15 protein-coding genes are annotated in these 18,963 nt (G+C 52.7%); 6 read left to right on the forward strand and 9 right to left on the reverse strand.

Translation table 11 applies throughout. The features are described from left to right. The first annotated feature begins 122 nt into the window (after positions 1-122). From EGT74_RS11885 to EGT74_RS11895, 3 genes are all read left to right on the forward strand, one after another. A complete protein-coding gene (locus tag EGT74_RS11885; protein WP_158618102.1) occupies positions 123-2,480 on the forward strand; it encodes a TonB-dependent receptor domain-containing protein in 2,358 nt (785 codons plus the stop codon). A 252-nt stretch (positions 2,481-2,732) separates the two neighbouring features. Next, positions 2,733-3,812 carry a carbohydrate-binding family 9-like protein gene (locus EGT74_RS11890; RefSeq protein WP_123846714.1) on the forward strand — a complete coding sequence of 360 codons (1,080 nt, stop codon included), beginning with the start codon at positions 2,733-2,735 and terminating at the stop codon, positions 3,810-3,812. A 147-nt stretch (positions 3,813-3,959) separates the two neighbouring features. After that, entirely contained in the window at positions 3,960-5,039 is a 1,080-nt protein-coding gene (locus EGT74_RS11895) for a family 10 glycosylhydrolase (RefSeq protein ID WP_181954740.1), read from the forward strand. Positions 5,040-5,052: 13 nt separating this feature from the next. Here the strand turns inward: EGT74_RS11895 and EGT74_RS11900 are convergent, their stop codons facing one another. Next, entirely contained in the window at positions 5,053-5,463 is a 411-nt protein-coding gene (locus tag EGT74_RS11900; protein WP_123846716.1) for a hypothetical protein, read from the reverse strand. A 144-nt stretch (positions 5,464-5,607) separates the two neighbouring features. Between EGT74_RS11900 and EGT74_RS11905 the strand changes: the two genes are divergently transcribed. Then, on the forward strand, positions 5,608-7,944 hold the full coding sequence (locus EGT74_RS11905) for a PAS domain S-box protein (protein ID WP_123846717.1): 2,337 nt from the start codon (positions 5,608-5,610) through the stop codon (positions 7,942-7,944). A 1-nt stretch (position 7,945) separates the two neighbouring features. Here the strand turns inward: EGT74_RS11905 and EGT74_RS11910 are convergent, their stop codons facing one another. The 5 genes from EGT74_RS11910 to EGT74_RS11930 all read right to left on the reverse strand — a co-directional run bounded on the left by EGT74_RS11910 (position 7,946) and on the right by EGT74_RS11930 (position 12,697). Further along, positions 7,946-9,424: a redoxin family protein gene (locus EGT74_RS11910; protein WP_158618103.1), complete on the reverse strand. Its 1,479-nt coding sequence runs from the start codon at positions 9,422-9,424 to the stop codon at positions 7,946-7,948. A 146-nt stretch (positions 9,425-9,570) separates the two neighbouring features. Further along, positions 9,571-9,984 carry a DsrE family protein gene (locus EGT74_RS11915; protein WP_123846719.1) on the reverse strand — a complete coding sequence of 138 codons (414 nt, stop codon included), beginning with the start codon at positions 9,982-9,984 and terminating at the stop codon, positions 9,571-9,573. Further along, on the reverse strand, positions 9,981-10,937 hold the full coding sequence (locus tag EGT74_RS11920; RefSeq protein WP_123846720.1) for a c-type cytochrome: 957 nt from the start codon (positions 10,935-10,937) through the stop codon (positions 9,981-9,983). The genes EGT74_RS11915 and EGT74_RS11920 overlap by 4 nt, the downstream gene beginning before the upstream one ends. A gap of 2 nt (positions 10,938-10,939) precedes the next feature. Then, positions 10,940-11,641: a hypothetical protein gene (locus EGT74_RS11925; RefSeq protein WP_123846721.1), complete on the reverse strand. Its 702-nt coding sequence runs from the start codon at positions 11,639-11,641 to the stop codon at positions 10,940-10,942. 228 nt (positions 11,642-11,869) lie between these two features. Continuing rightward, entirely contained in the window at positions 11,870-12,697 is an 828-nt protein-coding gene (locus EGT74_RS11930) for a helix-turn-helix domain-containing protein (RefSeq protein ID WP_123846722.1), read from the reverse strand. Between the two features lie 222 nt (positions 12,698-12,919). Here EGT74_RS11930 and EGT74_RS11935 point away from each other — a divergent pair, with 222 nt between their 5' ends. Both EGT74_RS11935 and EGT74_RS11940 read left to right on the forward strand, forming a co-directional pair. Continuing rightward, positions 12,920-13,456 carry a GNAT family N-acetyltransferase gene (locus tag EGT74_RS11935; protein ID WP_158618104.1) on the forward strand — a complete coding sequence of 179 codons (537 nt, stop codon included), beginning with the start codon at positions 12,920-12,922 and terminating at the stop codon, positions 13,454-13,456. Between the two features lie 2 nt (positions 13,457-13,458). Further along, positions 13,459-14,094 carry a dihydrofolate reductase family protein gene (locus EGT74_RS11940; RefSeq protein ID WP_123846724.1) on the forward strand — a complete coding sequence of 212 codons (636 nt, stop codon included), beginning with the start codon at positions 13,459-13,461 and terminating at the stop codon, positions 14,092-14,094. A gap of 5 nt (positions 14,095-14,099) precedes the next feature. Here EGT74_RS11940 and EGT74_RS11945 read toward each other — a convergent pair whose 3' ends face one another. The 3 genes from EGT74_RS11945 to EGT74_RS11955 are packed head-to-tail and all read right to left on the reverse strand — an operon-like array spanning position 14,100 to position 18,950. Beyond that, the gene (locus EGT74_RS11945; protein WP_123846725.1) at positions 14,100-17,477 is read right to left on the reverse strand and encodes a M15 family metallopeptidase; all 3,378 of its coding nucleotides are present in this window, start codon (positions 17,475-17,477) and stop codon (positions 14,100-14,102) included. A gap of 33 nt (positions 17,478-17,510) precedes the next feature. Beyond that, complete coding sequence (locus EGT74_RS11950) at positions 17,511-18,716, reverse strand: hypothetical protein (RefSeq protein ID WP_123846726.1); 1,206 nt, start codon at positions 18,714-18,716, stop codon at positions 17,511-17,513. 18 nt (positions 18,717-18,734) lie between these two features. Beyond that, on the reverse strand, positions 18,735-18,950 hold the full coding sequence (locus EGT74_RS11955; protein WP_123846727.1) for an SH3 domain-containing protein: 216 nt from the start codon (positions 18,948-18,950) through the stop codon (positions 18,735-18,737). Positions 18,951-18,963 lie beyond the last annotated feature (13 nt).

An 18,963-nucleotide genomic window follows, 5' to 3' on the forward strand; every position in this document is an offset into this window, starting at 1 on the left:
TGTGTTGAATTCATCATTTGCCGGGACGGTTGGTCAATTTGATTTTTTCGGTTTGAACCGGATGAAACAGTTTTGCAAAACAAATCAGCACAATGATTCGCCAATTTAACCTAACTATTTGTTTGTGCCTGAGTTTGCTGTTGCCCACTATTGCCTTTGCCCAACAGGGAGAGGTGAACGGTTTTGTAAAAGACCGGAAGCAACAGCCATTGCCAGGCGCCACGGTGCTTTTAAAGAACTTAAAAGACTCCTCGCAGCTGAAAGCTGCCATGGCCGGAGACGATGGCCGCTTTTCCATTGCCGCGGTACCGCGCGGCAAATACCTGTTACAGGTCAGTTTTATCACTTATCAGACCCAATGGCTGGAGGTGAGCGTCCCTGAAAAGATGCCGCTTACCATTGTGCTGCCACCCGCCAGCACGAATCTCGAAACGGTACAGGTAACGGGTCGCAAGCCCACTATCGTATCGGAGCCCGGTAAAATGGTCATGAACGTGGAGAAGAGCGTGGTGTCGCAAAGTCAGAACGCCTTTGAATTATTGAAAGACCTTCCCGGCGTGACCGTTAGCAAAGACGGCGAAATTTCGGTGAAGGGCAAAAAAGGCGTGACCGTGATGCTGGACGGGGAACTGACCCAGCTCAGCGCCGCCCAGTTGAAAAACCTGCTGAAAGCCACCGCCGGCACGAGTATCAAGGCCATCGAGGTGTACAGCACGCCGCCGGCCAGTATGGATGCGGCAGGCAATGCGGGCGTCATCAACATCCGCTTCACCGGCAAAATTCAGCCCGGCCTCAACGGCTCCATTACGTCCGGTTTGGGTTGGGGCAAGTACATGAAAACGGACCACGGTTTCCAGCTTAATTACGGGAAAGGGAAATGGAATATCGGGACGAACTACACCTATTCGTATGATCGCAGCTGGTGGCACGACAGCATCAGCCGCAGCTACCTCGAGAACGGCAAGGAGCACCGCATGCAGCAGGTGCAGCATTATCCTGAGAAAATCAATTCCCATCTCGCCAAACTGTCTGTGCAGTATGCGATCGACAGCGCCCGCAGCATCAGCCTGCAACTGGGTTTTGACCAGAACAGCGCTCCGCAGAACGGTTATGCCTACACCCGTTTTATCCCCGATTCCACTTTGCACCAGCGGAACGATAACCTGAACAAGCAGCGTAATTTTAATTCCACCCTGCAATACAAATGGATGATCGACGGGAAAAGCCGCTTGTCGGCCGCTTTGCATACGGCCCAGCTGAAGCTGTACGGGCGCGATGAGTTCGATATCCGTACTCCCAACTCCCGGCGGCAGACGAGGAATTTTTATCCCGGTTCGATAGCAACATACACCGCCCGCGTTGACTACACACGGGAAACGATGTTCCTGGGTAAAGTGGAGGCCGGCGTCCGGCACGGGTATACGAGCATGGATAATACCCGTACCGCCGAAGTGTTGTCAGACACCTGGTGGAAAGACGCCGCTAACAGCAACCGCTTCCGCTTTTCGGAACATATCAGCGCCCTCTATGCTCAAACGGAGTTGACGAGAGGCAAATGGAGCTATCGCCTTGGCCTGCGCGCAGAGCATACCGCCAATAAGGGGGATTCGCTGCAGGGGCCGGTGCTGGTGAAGCAGGACTATTGGTCGCTTTTTCCCAACGCCGCGTTGTCGTACAGCGTCAGTGACAACTACAAAATCACCGCATCGTATGCCCGGCGCATTGAGCGCCCGGACTACCAGCTGCTGAACCCGGCGATCCGTTACCTTGATCCCTTCACGATAGAAACCGGTCTGCCCACCCTGCGCCCGCAGTTTTCCCAGAACTTCGAGCTTACGCAAACCTTTTTCAAATACGCAGAACTGGCTGTGGGGTACAACCGGGTGAAAAATCCGATGGTGTACACTATCCAGCAGGACGACAACAGCCCGGTCGTAACATACACCACCCTGAACGCCTCGCTGCAACACGTATTTCACGGTTCGTTATCGTTCCCGCTGCCGTTGCCGGCATGGTGGGAGAATTACAACACGGTATACGGAAGTATCTCCCGGTACGGCGGTGGACTGGCGGGCAGGGATTTTAAGGAGCGGGCGGCATCGTGGGGTTTCTCCACCAATAACTCTTTCAAACTGCCTGCGAAATTTACAGTGGAACTGAATGCCTGGTACGATGGCGGCGGTTTATATGGTGCGCTGCGATATAAATCTTTGGCCGAAGTGAGTGCCGGATTTTCCAAACAGCTGCTCGACGACCGGCTGACCGTGGGATTCAGCGTGTCTGATATTTTCCGGACGAACCGCTACCGCACGGTGGATGCCACCAACAAAGCCGCGCCGTTTTACCTGGAAGGTACCTGGGAATCGCGCATCGCGAAACTGAGCCTTACCTGGCGCTTCGGCCGCATAGCGTCCAAAAAGGCGGAGGAAGCGGTGGAAGAGAACGACCGGATGTCCGGGAAGAAGGGGATGAAGAGATAGGGACGAAGTTGACCAGTCATCCTGCATTGAAAAAGAGGATAGCTATCCCGGGAAAAAAATGGTTGGTAATGGCGCTGACGGTAGATAAAGCAGCGTAGCCAGAGAACGGAAAATAGGTGAAATGCCGATCCGCAGTAAGGGTCGGCATTTTTTATTAAAGGTGCATATCGGTTTCCCGAACCTGTTCGTGCTCACCGCGCCGCCCGTCATAAAACAGTCCGCTATACGCAACTGATTAATTATCTTGTCGGCATGTGTAAATACGCCCGGTGCCTTATTACTTTACTGTTTCTCCCCTGGAGCCTCACGCTCCATGCCCAGGTTTTTTCCGACAATTTCGGGCAGTTCAAAGGAACGCCTTTGCATTATGTGTGTTATCAGACCAGCGCTCCGCTTCAGATCGATGGCGCGGCCAGTGAAGCGGCGTGGCAGCAGGCTGCCTGGACGGAAGACTTCCAGGATATCGAAGGCAGCAGCAAGCCTGCACCTTCGCAGCGTACCCGTGTGAAAATGCTTTGGGATGCCACACATCTTTACATACTGGCGGAAATGGAAGAGCAGCATATCTGGGGGAAACTCCGGGAAAAGGATACCATCATCTTTCACGATAACGACTTTGAAGTATTTATCGACCCGGACGGGGATACCCATCAGTATTATGAAATAGAAATCAACGCGCTTAATACGGTAATGGATCTGTATATGCCTAAACCTTACCGGAACGGAGGCATGGCGCTGCTGAACTGGGACGCCAAAGGACTGCAGACGGCAGTGCGTATCAACGGTACATTGAACAACCCGGCAGACAAAGACCATTCCTGGACCGTTGAAATGGCTATTCCTTTTAAATCGCTAAGTTTTTACCGCGGGCGAACGCAACCCGCCGACGGCAGCAACTGGAGAATCAATTTTTCCCGTGTGCAGTGGGATACCGATATCCGAAACGGACAATACCTGAAGCGGCCGGGTGTGCCGGAATACAATTGGGTATGGTCGCCGCAGGAGATCATCAACATGCATGCCCCCGAACGGTGGGGTTATCTGCAGTTCAGCGCAAAACCGGCAGGAGGTGATGCCACTGCTTTTGTGGCGCCTGCGGGCATGGCGGCCCGTCGCATATTGTGGGATGTGTATTACCGCCAGCAACAGTACCTGCGGAAACACCGCCGCTATGCCACAGAAGCGGGTATGCTGGGAATGCCGGCCGCCTCACCGGCTCCGGAGATCGAAGCCACCAGTTCGCAGTTCACCGCCACTGTCCGGGACGGCGGCATTGTAACGGTGATCAACCACGAAGGAAAGATTACTTCGCATCGTGAGCAAAGGCCGTAGTAGAGAATGAAAATTTGCGCCATATTTGCAAACGGGACGACAGCAATGACGAAAATAAATTCCCCGGTGTATGAATAGCCGTCAGTTCGCGTGAAGAGATAGCATAACAGGAAGCAATCATTATGAAACCCAACATCTTCTCACATCATGGATAAACGTCACTTTATAAAATCGTTAGGCGTAGGCAGTCTCGCACTAATGGAACCCGGTCTGGTGGCTAAATCCGCCGCATTGCCGGAGCAGACCGAACCAGCAAAGGCGCAGCATCGCGTTTGGATAAACCCCAATCATAAAGACACCGCCGCGGAGCTGAAGCAGCGTTATGCCGGTTATAAACAGGCGGGTATCGGGGTGATATATTTTGAAGAAGACAGCCCGCCACATTTTAAAACCGCGAAAGAAGCCGGGATAGAGGCACACCGGTGGTTCTGGACGATGAACCGCAACGACAAGGAACTGCTGGCCAAACACCCCGAATGGTTTTCACAAAACCGGAAAGGAGATTCCTGCGCCACCAAACCGCCGTATGTGGACTATTACCGTTTCCTCTGCCCGAACAAACCGGGTGTAGTAGCGCACCTGCGCGAACAGGCGGAGCGTATCCTGTCGAAAGACTATGTGGACGGCCTGCATCTGGATTATATCCGTTTTGTGGACGTCATCCTGCCTGTGAACCTCTGGGCCAAATATGGCATCGACCAGTCGAAGGAATTGCCGGAATACGACTTCTGCTACTGCAGTGATTGCCGCGACAAATACAAAAAGTCGTACAGCACGGATCCGCTGGAGATGGCGCATCCCGATCAAATCCCTTCATGGCGGCGGTTCCGTTACAACAGCATTACGAATGTGGTGAGCAATATGGCCGAAGTGGCCCGTCAGCATAAAAAGCCTATCACGGCGGCCGTATTTCCCACGCCGGAAATCGCCAAACGGATTGTGCGCCAGGATTGGGTAAACTGGCCGCTCAATGCCGTATGCCCGATGATCTATCACGGCTTTTACAAAGAGGGCGTACAATGGATCGGCGATGCGGTGGCGGAAGGGGTAAAGGCCCTGCACGGCAGTTTCCCTTTATATGCCGGCCTTTTCCTGCCGGATTTCGACGGAGATGCAGCGCAGATCAGGAAAGGTGTACAGCTGGCGCTGGAGAACGGCGCTGCGGGGGTATCGGTGTTTGGCACGCTGACGCCGGAGGTATTGGGAATATTGAAGGAAACGGTGTGATGAGGGAATGCTACTACCCCATAAACACATCATCCCTCGTCAGATCATAAAACAGGTTTTGCAGCTGGTGCAGGTGCTGCAATGGCCGGCCGTATGGCGCCCACCCTGCCGCACTCTGCGCTACCGGCTGAAACGCACCGTCCGTTTCGCGGAGGTAGATGCTGTCTTTCCGGTTGTATTTATAACTGTATACCTCCGGGTCTTCGCCATATTCCTGTTCGCCCGGCAGGAACCCGAATTTCAGAAGGTGATCGGCTTCCAGTAAGAAAGGATGCACTTTTTCCAGCGGCAGTTTGCTCCTGGGCAGTCCCGAATTATAGACATGCCCTTCCAGAACGCCTTCCACGCGGAAGGGCGTTTCGATCATATTGTAATCGTAATACCATACCATATTGCCGATACGGATGTCTGTTTCTTCGATCATAGTGGTAACAATACGCAAATATAGGCACAGCAAGGCTTTGCAAGTAATATGTTAATATGCCTTTCGCCCGGTCATAATTTTAAGAAAAATCCTATATTTAGCGTGGCGAATTATTCATATTTGCTTGATTTTTAAATCATTCCGATGACGAACCAACTACGTAGCAGGCAGGAGGCGCATCTGCAAAGTGCTCTTCAGCTTGCTCCCATAGGGGCGTTTCTGGCGGATTTGGAGGGAAATTGTTTCTTTGTTAATAAAGAATGGGAAAAAATATCAGGTCTCACTGCTAAAGAATCTCAAGGTAAAGGCTGGCTGAAGATCATTGTAAAAGAAGATATCCCTGCAGTAGCCGCCACCATGAAAAATGCGGTCTCATCGCCCCAGGAGCCGCTCCACTTTTCTTACCGGATTATCCACCCGCAGCAAGGCATGCGCTATTGCGAGGTTAGTGCCCGCTTCTTTACCGATACCTCGGGCGAAAACTGCTTTTTAGGGTATGTGCAGGATGTGACCATTCAGAAAGAAGCGGAACGGAAGCAAATGGAACTGACCACCCACCTCCAGTCGCTGATCGCCTCACTGGAAGATATCGTTTTTGAAATAGACGGCAACCAGGTTTTTCTCAACGTATGGGTGCACGACGAAAGCAAACTGTACATGCCCCGGGAAGCCTTTTTGGGTAAAAGCATCAGTGAGGTGCTGGGCCCTCAGGCGTTGCTGTTCAGCAGACTGCTGACGGATGTGATGACAAGTGGCCAGGAACGGGAAATCGTTTACCGGCACTGGGACAGCTCCGTCAATCAATGGTACAAGGCCAGGGCGAAGCCGGTGGTGCGAAAACCGGATCCCTCCGATTGTATCATGATCATCAGCATCGCCGATGTTACCGCCCAGAAAACCGCCGAGCTCTCGCTGCAGGAAACCAAATACAGCCTTGAGCTGAGCAACCAGCTGCTCGACGTAAGCCAGCAGCTAAGCCAGACGGGTGGTTGGGAATACAACCGGCAGACGGGTGAAGTGTTCTGGACCAAACATACCTATCTCATTTACGACGTGGATGAAAGTTTCCAGCCCACCCTGGAAAGTTCGATGCAGTTTTTTCACCCGGACGACCGGGCGCTGCTCGACAAATATGCCGGCGAAGCCATTCGTGATAAAAAGCCGTACGACCTGGAAGTGCGCGTCACCACCGCCAAAAACGTGGAGAAATGGCTGCGCGCCATCGGCGTGCCGGTGGAGAAAGACGGGGAAGTGGTGATGATCAGGGGTGCGCTGATGGACATCACGCAAAAGAAAACCGACGAACTGGAGCTTATTACGGCGAAAAACTTCGCGGAAGACGCGGCCCGGGCCAAGGCTGACTTCCTGTCGATCATGAGCCACGAGATCCGGACTCCGCTCAACGGTATCATCGGTATCGCCAACCTGCTCCAGCTGAACCACGCAGAAGACCAGAAAGAATACGTCAGCAACCTGATTTTTTCCGCTGACCACCTGCTGCAACTTATTAACGATATCCTAGATCTCAACAAGATCGAAAGAGATCAGTTTGAAATGACCTACTCCGTTGTTAACCTGCACGAGCTGGTGAAGAATATCCACAACCAGTTCAAGTCGCTGGCAGATGCCAAAAAACTGAAGCTGATCAGCACAATTGACAGCGAGATTCCCAAAAAGGTAAATGCGGACGTCATCCGGCTGAGTCAGATATTGAATAACCTCACCAGCAACGCGATTCATTACACTGAAAAAGGAAGTATCACGATCAGCCTCCAACTGGTTAAAAAGCACAAGGAAAAAGTGAATGTCCATTTTTCAGTGAAGGACACGGGCGTAGGCATTCCGGAAAAATACCACGGCGCGGTGTTCGAAAGTTTCCGGCAGGTAGAGCAGCCCGGCGCCAGGAAACAAGCCGGGACCGGGCTTGGCCTCACCATCACGCAAAAACTCATCGAGCTGCACAAAAGCAAAATTTTCCTGGAAAGCACGCCGGGCGAAGGCACGGAGTTTCATTTCGATATCCTCTTCGACCTGCCCACCAAAAAGAACCGGCCGCCGGAACGGGCGAAAATCTCCGAGCTATCGGCCTACGAAAGAAAATTCAAGGGTATGCGGCTGTTGTTTGTAGAAGACAACCAGATCAACGTGATGGTCGCAAAGAGGCAGCTGGAATATTTCGGTATTCGGCCCGACTGTGCGCTCAACGGAACGGAGGCGGTGCTGCTCCTGAAGGAAAACCAATACGACGTTGCTTTCATCGACCTGCATATGCCTGAAATGGACGGTTACGAGCTATCCGAAATCATCCGGAAAGAATATCCCGAAGTACACATCGTCATTTTCACGGCAGACATTATGCCAGAAGTACGAAGAAAGTTTGCCAGGAGAGGAATATTCGACATCCTGAACAAACCCTTCTTCCCGCGCGAAATGCTTTCCACCCTGCTGAAGATTGCCCAGGTGAGAAAGCTGGAAATCTGATTTACCTCGCCAGCACTTCTTCTATCTGCCGGTAGAGCTTTTCTTTATCATCCGGCTGAAAGGCCTTTGCGACGGCCGGTTTTCCCGTTTTGTCGAAGATGAAATACTGGGGGTAATATTCCCTTTTGTCGGGGTGCTCCGCTAACAGTTCTTTCCAGATGGGCGCAATGGTCTGCCTGTTTTTACGGAAGTGGATGCCGGCCAGGCCGTTCACTTTGATAAATTCTCTCCAGGTGTTTTCCCGGTGATCTTCATCCATATCGAGATACACGAAGGCTACTGCCTTGTTTTTAAATGCGGCTTTGAGCGGCCCGGTGTGTTTCAGCTGTTCCTTGCATGGCCCGCACCAGGTGCCCCATACGTCTAGGTATACGACCTTCCCTTTGAGCGTCTTTATCACATCATAAATCGACCGCACACTGTCTATCACAACGATGTCTTTATTGGAGGCATGCTGTGCCAGCATTTGCCGGAGCCCGTTTATTTTCTGATCGATATCGGGATTGAACCTGCTGGCCGGGAACCGTTGCCGGAAAGCCGCGGCCAGGTGCTGCGCCTGCGTCAGGTCTTTGTATTGATACAGGTTGATGATCTGTTGGTAGTTGTAAACCTCCGTTACATCCGGCGGGAAATTCTGGAGGCTGCCAATCCAGCGCCAATACGGTTTCCCATATTTGTTGACCAGTACCGTTGCACTGTCCAGACTAATCCCGAAATACGGGATAGGTTCACTGGAAGGGATATTTTCTTTCTTTATCTGCCTGAATGCTTTTGTTTCGAGATAGCGCACGTAATTGCCGGCAAACGCAAAGTACTGGGGCCCTGCCGGCCAAACTTCCGGTTCAATCCTGCTGCTGTCGAATACGCTGATGATGAAACTGTCGAGCGCCGCCCTGTTCCGCATGTTGCTGCGGGCCAGGTCGTTCAGGTGATTGAAGGTGAGGTATCGCAATTCGGCGGCAATCAATTTTTTATATGACCACGGAAGGTCGGATGCCTGAACGGTATTCGTTTTTTGCTGCTGCTGGTGAAAATACGGCTGCCTGATGGTGCTGTTCAATTCATCCAGCGGCATCAAGCCGGTTTCATGTTGGAGAAAAAACGGTGTTTCGTCAAAATTGATTTTCCGGAGGAGGGTATTTTCCTGCAATGCGCTACCGGATAATGGCTGTAACTGTTTGTTCTGTTCATCCCACTGCACTGTCAGTTCTTTTCCGGGAGATAACAGCAGGCTGTATGAACGACGCTGGTAATAAAGCGAGGCGAAGCGGATGGATTGCGCCGGCAGCGCGATGTTGAACGTGCCATCTCCTGCCACGGGGATACGGACGGTGTTTTCGGGATGAAAGCCATATATCAGCGGAATATTGATGGCCAGGCTGTCTTTCCCGCTGTAGTGCAGGATTTTTCCTTTCAGTTGAAACTGGGCCCATGCTGGAACGGTGGCGGAGAGAAACAATAATATCAATATCTTTTTCATGTTCCAATAATACGGTGGCGGTATACCGTATTGCTGGAAATGTGATGAAACGGCCGGGAAGGGGGATGGACATACAAAAAAGGGATGCAAAGCAAGAAGGGCCCGGGTGTTCTCCTGAGCCCCTGATGACTCGTTGCCATTACCTGTTATTGTGCCACTTTGATATAGCCCCATCCTTCTTTCTGGCGGGTCATGATGTCGTAAATAGCATCCGGTACTACCTGTACGCCTTCGATCAGCGCCGACGGGGCGATGTTTTTTCTCTTCATCGTATAGCCGCACACCTTGAACACCACTTTGTGGTCTTTGATCAACGTTTCGATGTCTTTTCTGTAGGGGGAATTTTCTTTGCTCACGAGAGATAAGCCTTCGCTGTACATCGCCACTTCCAGGGTGGCGTCCGGCCGGGATTCCATGATCGCCTTGACCTGCCGGATAACAGCCTGTTGGTTGGCGGGTTCCTTGCTGGTCAGATCAAAAATGACACGGTAGGGCGCGTTTTGCGCCTGCACGGCGATGCCGGCAAAGCATAGTAAAATCAGTGCGAATATCTTTTTCATGGTTTATTTTTTTGTGATGCAGATCTGTTTTGCTGGATGGGCCCGAAAGGGCCGTATTTATGCTGTACTGTGGAAAATGTATCCGGGAATGGCCCGAATGGATGGTCGATTGGCTTGGTGCGGATATCGGGCCAGTCTGCCGCGAATGCTTTTGCCGGCCGCGGTTGTGACACGATGAAGGCCGCAACGTTCCAGGCTTCCGTATCGCTGAGCTGCGGCAATGCGTAAGACGAACCGGGCGGCATATTGTTCTTGATGAAACCGGCCATTTTGGTGAGGCGGTAAATGCCGGCCCCGGTGTTGAAGCTGCCGCTGCCCCACAAAGGAGGATATAGATAACCGGCAGCGGCTATGTTTTTTTTGCCAGCGCCATCTGCCCCATGGCATTGCATGCACTTCTGCTGATATACCAGGTTGCCGGCGACCGGATCGGCGGCAAAGATGGGATAAGGCAGCAGGGTTGTGCCGGTGCCCACAGGCCTGGTTCCTTTGGGAACGCCCTGTCCCAGCCATCGCATGTACGCCACTATCGCCTGCATTTCCAGGCCGGTGCTGTCGATCGCCCGGCCGTTCATGCTGCGCTCAAAACAATCGTTTATTTTTTTCTCGAGCGATTCCACTGTGCCGCTGCGCTCCCTGAATTTGGGATATGTCGAAAACGCAGCCGCGTAATTATTGGCAAGATGTGTCGTGCCGGCGGAGAGGTGGCAGTTCTGGCAGTTCATGCCATTGCTGGCGTGCGCTACCGTTCCGTTGGGGCCGAGATAAAAAGCAGTGTTGGCGATCAGCGCCCGCCCATACCGGATGAGTTGACCGTTGCCGGTATGGGGGATGGATGCGGTGTCGGGCGCAGACCACTGCTGTTCCACTGCTTTTTTATCTCTCGTGCAGCGGCACAAAAAAACAACTGCCAGCAGGAGAACTGCCGGCCCGGGGGAGCGCAATGCTTTCATACCTAACCTGCAAAACAATACCCACATCCTCTTTCCTGGGCGCGGCCAATGGCCCATACACCGGAAGGCACCACCTGTATGCCGGGCAGCACACCCGCAAGCCATTCAGCTTTCACAGTGGCAGGATCGAGGCCCATGGAGGTGGCTACGGCTGCGCTGTACACGGTGATGGCCATATTACATACGCAGAACATTACGCCGCTCTTTTGCAATTGGTCTATACCGATTTCCACCGGCCCTACACCAGGTACAGTAAAGTCGTCGGGTTTCGGTTGCCAGAACGGATTTCGTAATGAAGCGGCATGCGTGGCCGGATCTTCAGCCTTGAACACTTCACCGAATTTGTATTTGCTCCACAAGGCATGATTCATTGCATAAGGGATGGCATCGTGCCGGAGTACGACCACCACGGAGCATTCTTTTTCGGGGGTGCCGGTAGCGGCATTGGTGAGCAGAAACACCTTTGGCCAGGCGAATGGAAATATGCCGTGGGGCTGGGTGGCGTCCACCACCAGCCGGTGTTTTCCATTTATTTTTTTGAACCAGGCATCCGCCTCATCCGGTAGCCCGGCCTGCTCTGCCAGCCCCGCCTGCAGTTGCATGGGACCGGCCAGCATGGCGAGGCCCAGTGAAGTAGCGCCGAACGCTGCTTTGCTCAAAAAATCACGGCGTGTGGAACGAAGATCATGAATAGACACTGACATGTGATATCATTTAATGATGAACAAAATGTCTCCAGAATGGTCTTTCATGTTTTGAAGGAATGTGGCCGGAACAGATTTTTCCCGGGCGGTGGAATCAACCGCCGGTTACATCATGCTTTGGGGTAGGAGTGGTGACGGGATGGTATTCTTATCTTGCGAAGGTCTGTAAAATTTTGTGTTCTGCGTATAAACCTGCCTGCGTTAACATCGCATTATCAATTGCCTGCTTTAAAAAAGAATGTGCCTCCGTGTTTGCAGCGGCAGGCCGGGAAAGAGATTCTCCGGGAATAATATTTTCCCTGCAGCGACTTCTTTCGGTGTGTGACCGCTAAAAAATTTGAAATCCCGTGTAAAATGCGACTGATCTGCATATCCTAGTTGGTAGGCGATGCCGGACAATTTAGGATCGGGCTGCTGATGCAATAGTTGCAGCGCCGCCTGGAATTTGATGACACGGATATAGGTGTTCAGCGGGATGCCGGCCCTTTCTTTAAACCGCCGCTGGAATTGCCGTTCGGATATGTTGTAATGTTTGAAGATGTTCCCTGTACTGACAGCACTGATATTTTGCTGAATGGAAGAAAAGCTGTCTTCGATCAGGCGGTCGGTTTTGCCGTACCCACTCAGTTTTTTCCAGATGAAATCAAACAGGTACCGGCAGATTTTTTCCGGTTTTTCGAGGTTCAGGAGTACCTCATTGATACGGTACCCGGCAAGATCATCGAGGTTGGCGTAGCCATCGGCCAGCAGGTCTGCATCTATCTTGAATATATCCTTGACGGCATGCGGCCTGAAGAAAATGCCGATGGTAAAAGCCTCACCGTGAAGGCGGTTTACAAACGGTGCTGAACTTTGCCCATATACGAAGCCCACCGGCAGCGGGTTGCCGTTTTCTTCGCTGATAGCCGTCCGGCCTTGTAAATGTTGTACAACGAGGCCATGCCGCCCGTCCGGGATAAGCCGTACCTGCTTTGCCGAAAGCCCTTTCCCGGCAGCTGAATACCAGCCGAACGAGATATGGTTGCTGAGATGGCCCGGAGGCTGGATGAGGATCATCAGGTAATTTTTATGCCTGTTTCATGGCAATTGTTTCGAAGTTAACAAAAAAGCCCTGCTCTGCCGAACCGGAAAGATGTCGGTTCTGTTCTATTTTAAATTTCTCCGGCAATGTAATTTTAGCACCCATAGCAGATATGTAAACATATGATGGAAACAATAACAATCAGGCCGGTTAGCGCGGGAGATATTCCACAGGCTGCACACGTGGTCACAAAAGCTATGTTGCACAACCCCCTGCATCTGGCAGTGTTCGGGTCGGCGGATGAGCGGGTGGAACGGATGCAGGTGGCGATGTTCACCAGGGTGCTGAAACTGGAGGAGTGTAACCTGTTTGCCGCCTGGGCGGGAAATGAGATGGCAGGGGTGATGAATTATTATGAGCCCGGCTGCTGCCAGATCAGTCCACTCAAGACACTGGGCATGTTACCCGGCCTGCTGGGCGTATTGGGCACCCGGTTGCCGCGGGTGCTGAAATGGAAGGCAAACTGGGGCCGTCATGATCCTGCGCTCAGGCACTATCATTTTGGCCCGCTGGCCGTATTGCCCGCCATGCAGGGCCGTGGAATAGGCGCCGCATTGCTGACGCATTTCTGCAAAGTTGCAGACGGGCAACAAACGCCCGCATACCTGGAAACCGACAAAAAAGAGAATGTAAGGCTGTATGAACGGTTCGGGTTCAGGGTGGTGGAAGAAGATACGTTGTTTAACGTTCAAAACTGGTTCATGGTAAGAACGGTAAATCATAAAACACAATAACAATGGGGAAATTATCACTCCAGGTGCAGATGTCGGTAGACGGATGCATCGCGGGCAAGAACGGGGAAATGGACTGGATGATCTGGAACTGGGACGATGCGCTGAAAAATTACGTCGGTGGAATAGCGCCGGCTGCGGGTACCATCCTGCTGGGGAGAAAGATGACGGACGGGTTTATCTCCACCTGGTCCGCCATCAGGAACAACCCGGGCGATCCGGAACAGGCGTTCGCGCAAAGGATGATGGATACGCCTAAAGTGGTGTTCAGTCGTACGATGACCGAATCGCCCTGGGAAAACACAGTCATTGCCGCCGGCGATGTTGCAGCAGCGGTGAGCGATATCAAAAGCAGGGATGAAAAAGAAGTGATGGCCTATGGCGGCGCAAACTTTGCGGTATCCCTGATCAATAGCGGGCTGATTGACGAATACCACCTGTTCGTGAACCCGGTATTGCTGGGGGAGGGCCTGTCTATTTTCAGCGCACTGAATACCCGGACAAAACTGCGGCTCAAACAATCCATCCGGTTCGACTGCGGCATCGTGTTGTTGAACTATGTGCCCGAACAGGCATGGCGGGGCCAACAGGGAAAAGGTATCCCGGAAGAATCCGGGATACCGCTGTTTGGATCAGATTAGCAGCATTATACTAAAGTGAGGAATTTTGCCCTGGCTTCTTTTTTCTTCTTGCCGATATATGCATTCTTCGCGCTTTCGATTTTAGCGCCCACACCGGTGGTACGCATGTCGAAATGCATCATGTCGCCATACCTGCCGCCCCAGTCAAACCCTGCTTCCACCATACCTTGCATGAATTCCCGCGACAGACTGAGGAACCCGCCCTTCCGGAAAATGGCTTCAGGGTTTTTTCTCGTGCCTTTCCAGGCACCGGTGATGTCTTTCAGGTCTTTTTTGATGACCGCAGTAGCCTGCGCCAGCGTTTTTCCATACCAGTAACCGGTTTGTGCAGCGTTTAACCTTGCCTGCAGTGCATCCGGGCTCTCCAGGTAACCGAAATAACGTTCCAGGTGTTTGTCGAGCACGGAAAATTCGTCGTACAACCGCATATAATCTGCGGGTTTGAGCAGTCCCGACCATGCGCCCCAGTCCACAGTTTTGATGAGGCCGCCGGTATTGAGCAGTCCCACTTTTTTCATGAACTGGTTGAAAGCGGCATGCCCTCCAGGTTGTATGTACGGGTTACCGTTATAGTTGATGTCGAGGGCTAGGCCGAACATATGGTACGAATAGGTGGCGGTGGAAGAAGTGCCGCGGGAAGCTGCCATCCCTTCCTGCGTCAGCCCGAGCATATCCCCGATGGCCGTAGCACTCTTGCCGGGATATTTTTCCATGAACTTCGCTTCAGTTTTCTGCAGGAGCTTCGCCAGCGAAACATGCACGTATTGCCCGGATTTAAGTTTTCTGCCCAGGAAAGACACCTGGGTGAAACTGTTGAACCATTTATCCGGATCCTCGCCCGCATTGCGCACGATCGCTTTCAGGTACACCGCCGGCGCTTCTTTTATTTCCGCCAGTTTGCCGCTTTTACTCGCCTTGACGATCGTGATGGGATCCTGGTACAGCGGGAGTTTCACAAGCTTCAGCGAGCTTGTTGCAGGTGCTTCCTGCTGCAGGCCGGAAGTGCTGCCACCATTGAACCATGGCCTTTGGTCGATTTCATTTTTCCAGGCGTATGGAATGATGTTCTGATGATTCGTGCGTGCTTTCGGCGCAATATTGTGCATGTTAGGATGCAGGCTTTGCAGCTTGTCACCGTTCACGCCCGGCCTGCTTTTCTGCCCCGCGGCGTTATGCGCCCAATAGTGATAGAGCACATTTTTTTTCCGGTCTTTCTGCAGCCAGCTGTCATACGCGTATCCGTACAGGCAGTCGAATCCCCAGCATTCATCGATGTGGCTGCTGAGACGGTTGGTAGTCGCCAAGATGCCGCTGAGCGGTTTGCCGCCGGCGGAATGTGCGGCGATGATGATGCGGCCAGGCGCAGCTTCCTGCGGCAGCAATTGCTGCGCTTTCAGTGCTTCCAGGCAGGCATCGATGAATTTATCGAAGCCGTTTTTCCTGTTCAGCAATACCAGGCTGCTTTGCGGATTGCTGCCCAGTGTGGGCGCCAGCATAATGGCGTTTTTACCACTGCCTGCAAAAAGCTCGCGAATATTCGCGTAGCTTTTCCAGTACGATGAAATTCCGTTCGTTTCATCGCCGCGTTTGTAGAGACCATGCAGGTATACAAGAATATTCACGGTGGACGATGGTTTGAACGTATCCGGAAGGAATGCCCCGGTTTTCCGTTTATGGCCTTTGATCACACTCACATTGAGATAAGCTGTGGTGCCGCCCGGCGCGCCGGTTTCCTGTTCTTCATAAAATGTAGCTTCATCCTCACCGAAGGTTTCGTCGTCATATTCATCTTCCTCGTACTCCGTTTCTTCCCCGGCTGAAAGCAGCTCGTCATATTCTTCCTCCTCTTCCGTTTCGTTGTATACATCTTCTTCATATTCGTACTCGTCGTTTTCCTCCGATTCCGCTTCATCAGCCGCATACTCGTTTTCGGCATGATCCTCGTATTCCCTTTCTTCATCCGCTTCATCACTGAAGGTATCTTCATATTCATCGTCTGCTTCTTCGTATTCGGATTCGTATACCTCGGCTTCAGGCTCGTCGTAGAATTCCCCGGGTGTTTCGAATTCATCTTCGGGCTCAAGCTCCGGCACCGGTTGTGGGGTAGTGAGCGTGACGATGGTGCCTTTGGCGGTTTCTTCCACCAGCCTGCTCCAGCCTTTTCTTATGAGAATAGCTTTATACTTTTCCAGCCACGCCGCGGGGTCGGGGTGACTGTCCGCATAACTCCGCACGGCCTCTGCGATGGCGCTTGTGGACATGCTCGGGTTGTTGTTGAAACTTTCCTGGAAAAGGCCCCGGATGTAGGCGTGGCGGTTGTAGTAGTTGTTGATGAATTTGGTGTAAAGGGTGTTGCCCGTGTCCTGGTGATTGTTTTTCAGCCGGCTTTTCAGCCCTGCTTTCTGTTTATCGAGGTACTGTACGGCATATTTCACCTGCGCTTCGATAATGTCCGGGTCGAAACCGGCATAATAAAACCGCTCCGCCCAGCCGTTCCACCGCAGTTGTGAACGGTCTTTGTTATCCACGCCCACAATGGCGGGATGCACTTCGGATGAGGAGAAACGATAGGTCTTCACCGGGTCGAGCGCAATGCCGTAGCGGGCAAACGCGGTGGGCGCCATGCTGATCAGTTTTTGTAGCTTGCCTACATGCAGCGTGAGCTGGAGAAAACCGAAACTCACAAGACCGCCGTCGTACGAATTCAATACCTGGATGCGGCCGCCGGATTCTACATTGGCCATGCGCTGGATGATGTCGAGCTGGTCCTGCGTGAGTGCGAACTGCCGTGTGGTGTGCAGCCGGCCGATGGCTTTATCGGCCCGCTCGGCGGTCATCAGTTTGGAGCTGCTGCCCACGCCGGTGATAGCACTGCCCTTTTTGGGGCGGTAAGTGGTTTTGACGAATCCGAAGGGAACGTCTTCCCTGCCGCTGAGCGCAGCGATGAAACCTTTACTGAATAAAGCCTTGCGGGCTTCCAGTAATTTGGCCCGCAGGCGTTCCCAGGCAGCGGTGAAAGCTTTCTTCTCGGCTTTGGTCATGTTTTGCTGCGGCTTGGCGCCCAGCTGCGGCAGCGTGGCGTATGTCAGTTTTTCCAGGTGCACGGCCATCTGTTGCCGGCTGCCCCACTGCCGCACCACACTTTCGGGTATGGCGGGCAATGTAGCGGCAACGGGAGATGGCGTTTCCGGTTCAAATACATCTGCTGCTTCTTCGGCCGCTGTTGCCAGCTCCGGGAAAAGAAACGGCGTATCGAGCTCCATCTCGCTGCCGTCTTCCCTCCTGAACCAGACTCTGCGATGCTGGCGCCGGCGGAATTTGTTGTATGGGGAAAAATCTTCCTGACTATCCAGGATAGAATCCCCGGGCCTATGGTTATCCATAAACAATGATTTTGTTCGGTGATCAAATGGGTGTCACGACAGCAGCGCCGCGTGGCCGTTGTCCGCTACAATCCCGTTTCCTTTCTGCAGCGGCATGCTTTCGTATGTTTTTACAGCCCTTGCTTTCAGGTTGTTGCCGGACACATGAGAGTAGTTGAAAATAATCTGCTTCATGATGGCCGAAATGGGGGACGTATTGGCATACAATTGGGGGACATTGGCCTCGTCGTTGAAAATGCCTGATTCTACAAGGGTGAGCAGCAACGACATGTTATCTGCCAGGCGGAAGAGATTTTCACTCAGTCCGTTGGCCGGCACGCCTACGATATTGGCCAGGGCGAACAGCCGCTGGGCGGGGCTTTGCTCGTTGATGCCGAAAGCTTTCACAATGGGGCTGTTGTATTCCAGCGAAAGATGGAACCAGGCCATCATCGAAACGAAGAAGAACTCCTGTTTGGTGATGTCGCCATTATTGCGCTGTGACAGGAAATTTTTCTGCATTTCATACGCGCTGAAAGCGATGGCCGCATCGTCGATCGGCCTTCTGCCGGTGATGTTCGCTTCATTTTCGATACCGATCCAAACTTCTTCCGCAAATCTTTCGAAAGACCGGCGGTAGTTGAGGTGGGAGGATTTGGCTTTGTAATACGGGAGCTGTTCGTCGCCGGGCAGCGGGAAGCCGAAGAAGCGGTAGTACAGCCCGGAGCGGGTGAGGTACATGTCCGTACGCAGGTGGCTCACCATGTTGAACGACGAGAGTACCGGCGGATCCGCGAACCAGAGGGTTTCCGTATTGTGCAGCCATTGCAGCACTTCCGGAGTGAGGTTGATCTCGAAGTCCCCTTTGGCGTAATTCTCCACGAGCTTCCGGAATACTTTGTATATCTGGGTAGACTCTATCACGTACGCGTAGATCAGGTGATCCCACAGCGAATGGCCGGTGCAGGGATCGGTGGAGTCATTTTGCGTTACGAACTTGCTGGCGTTGAACCAGGAGTTGTCGAAAAGCGCGATGATGCTGTCCGGCAGGCCACGGAGGCCGGTTTTGTTTTCGGGATGGCCGGAAGGGAGGTTGTTGTTCCGCACGCGGAAAGACCAGGCGGATTCCAGCAGGGCATGCAGTTCGGCGGGATGCAGGTTGAATAGCGCGTCCGCACGGTCTGTGGTGGCCTTGCTGGGGTCGCTGATCAGCGTATTGGTGAAGGAGGATGCGTTGGTATAAACAATTCTTCTGAACATGATATTTTCGTTTTGGGGTTAAAGAATAATGCCGCCAGGCTGACAACGGATCAGTTCGAGGTTGCTGAACGTCCATACTTTTTCGGGGTCGCCTTTCAGGAGTTTGAAGTAGCGGCCGAACAGCAGTACGGCTGGCGGTGCGGGGTTTGCAACGGCAGATGCGGTGGTAAGGCCGGCGCTTCTGCCATCTGTGTGCACGGTCACTTCAGGGGGTGTTGTTTTTTCTTTTGACATGATTTTGTATTTG

It is taken from the genome of Chitinophaga lutea (genome assembly GCF_003813775.1).
In the GTDB taxonomy this organism is placed as follows: domain Bacteria; phylum Bacteroidota; class Bacteroidia; order Chitinophagales; family Chitinophagaceae; genus Chitinophaga; species Chitinophaga lutea.

Coding starts and splice junctions, on each gene's coding strand:
- EGT74_RS11890 (WP_123846714.1), top strand. CDS start 2,733: ATGTGTAAATACGCCCGGTGCCTTATTACTTTACTGTTTCTCCCCTGG.
- EGT74_RS11895 (WP_181954740.1), top strand. CDS start 3,960: ATGGATAAACGTCACTTTATAAAATCGTTAGGCGTAGGCAGTCTCGCA.
- EGT74_RS11900 (WP_123846716.1), bottom strand. CDS start 5,463: ATGATCGAAGAAACAGACATCCGTATCGGCAATATGGTATGGTATTAC.
- EGT74_RS11905 (WP_123846717.1), top strand. CDS start 5,608: ATGACGAACCAACTACGTAGCAGGCAGGAGGCGCATCTGCAAAGTGCT.
- EGT74_RS11910 (WP_158618103.1), bottom strand. CDS start 9,424: ATGAAAAAGATATTGATATTATTGTTTCTCTCCGCCACCGTTCCAGCA.
- EGT74_RS11915 (WP_123846719.1), bottom strand. CDS start 9,984: ATGAAAAAGATATTCGCACTGATTTTACTATGCTTTGCCGGCATCGCC.
- EGT74_RS11920 (WP_123846720.1), bottom strand. CDS start 10,937: ATGAAAGCATTGCGCTCCCCCGGGCCGGCAGTTCTCCTGCTGGCAGTT.
- EGT74_RS11925 (WP_123846721.1), bottom strand. CDS start 11,641: ATGTCAGTGTCTATTCATGATCTTCGTTCCACACGCCGTGATTTTTTG.
- EGT74_RS11930 (WP_123846722.1), bottom strand. CDS start 12,697: ATGATCCTCATCCAGCCTCCGGGCCATCTCAGCAACCATATCTCGTTC.
- EGT74_RS11935 (WP_158618104.1), top strand. CDS start 12,920: ATGTTGCACAACCCCCTGCATCTGGCAGTGTTCGGGTCGGCGGATGAG.
- EGT74_RS11940 (WP_123846724.1), top strand. CDS start 13,459: ATGGGGAAATTATCACTCCAGGTGCAGATGTCGGTAGACGGATGCATC.
- EGT74_RS11945 (WP_123846725.1), bottom strand. CDS start 17,477: ATGGATAACCATAGGCCCGGGGATTCTATCCTGGATAGTCAGGAAGAT.
- EGT74_RS11950 (WP_123846726.1), bottom strand. CDS start 18,716: ATGTTCAGAAGAATTGTTTATACCAACGCATCCTCCTTCACCAATACG.
- EGT74_RS11955 (WP_123846727.1), bottom strand. CDS start 18,950: ATGTCAAAAGAAAAAACAACACCCCCTGAAGTGACCGTGCACACAGAT.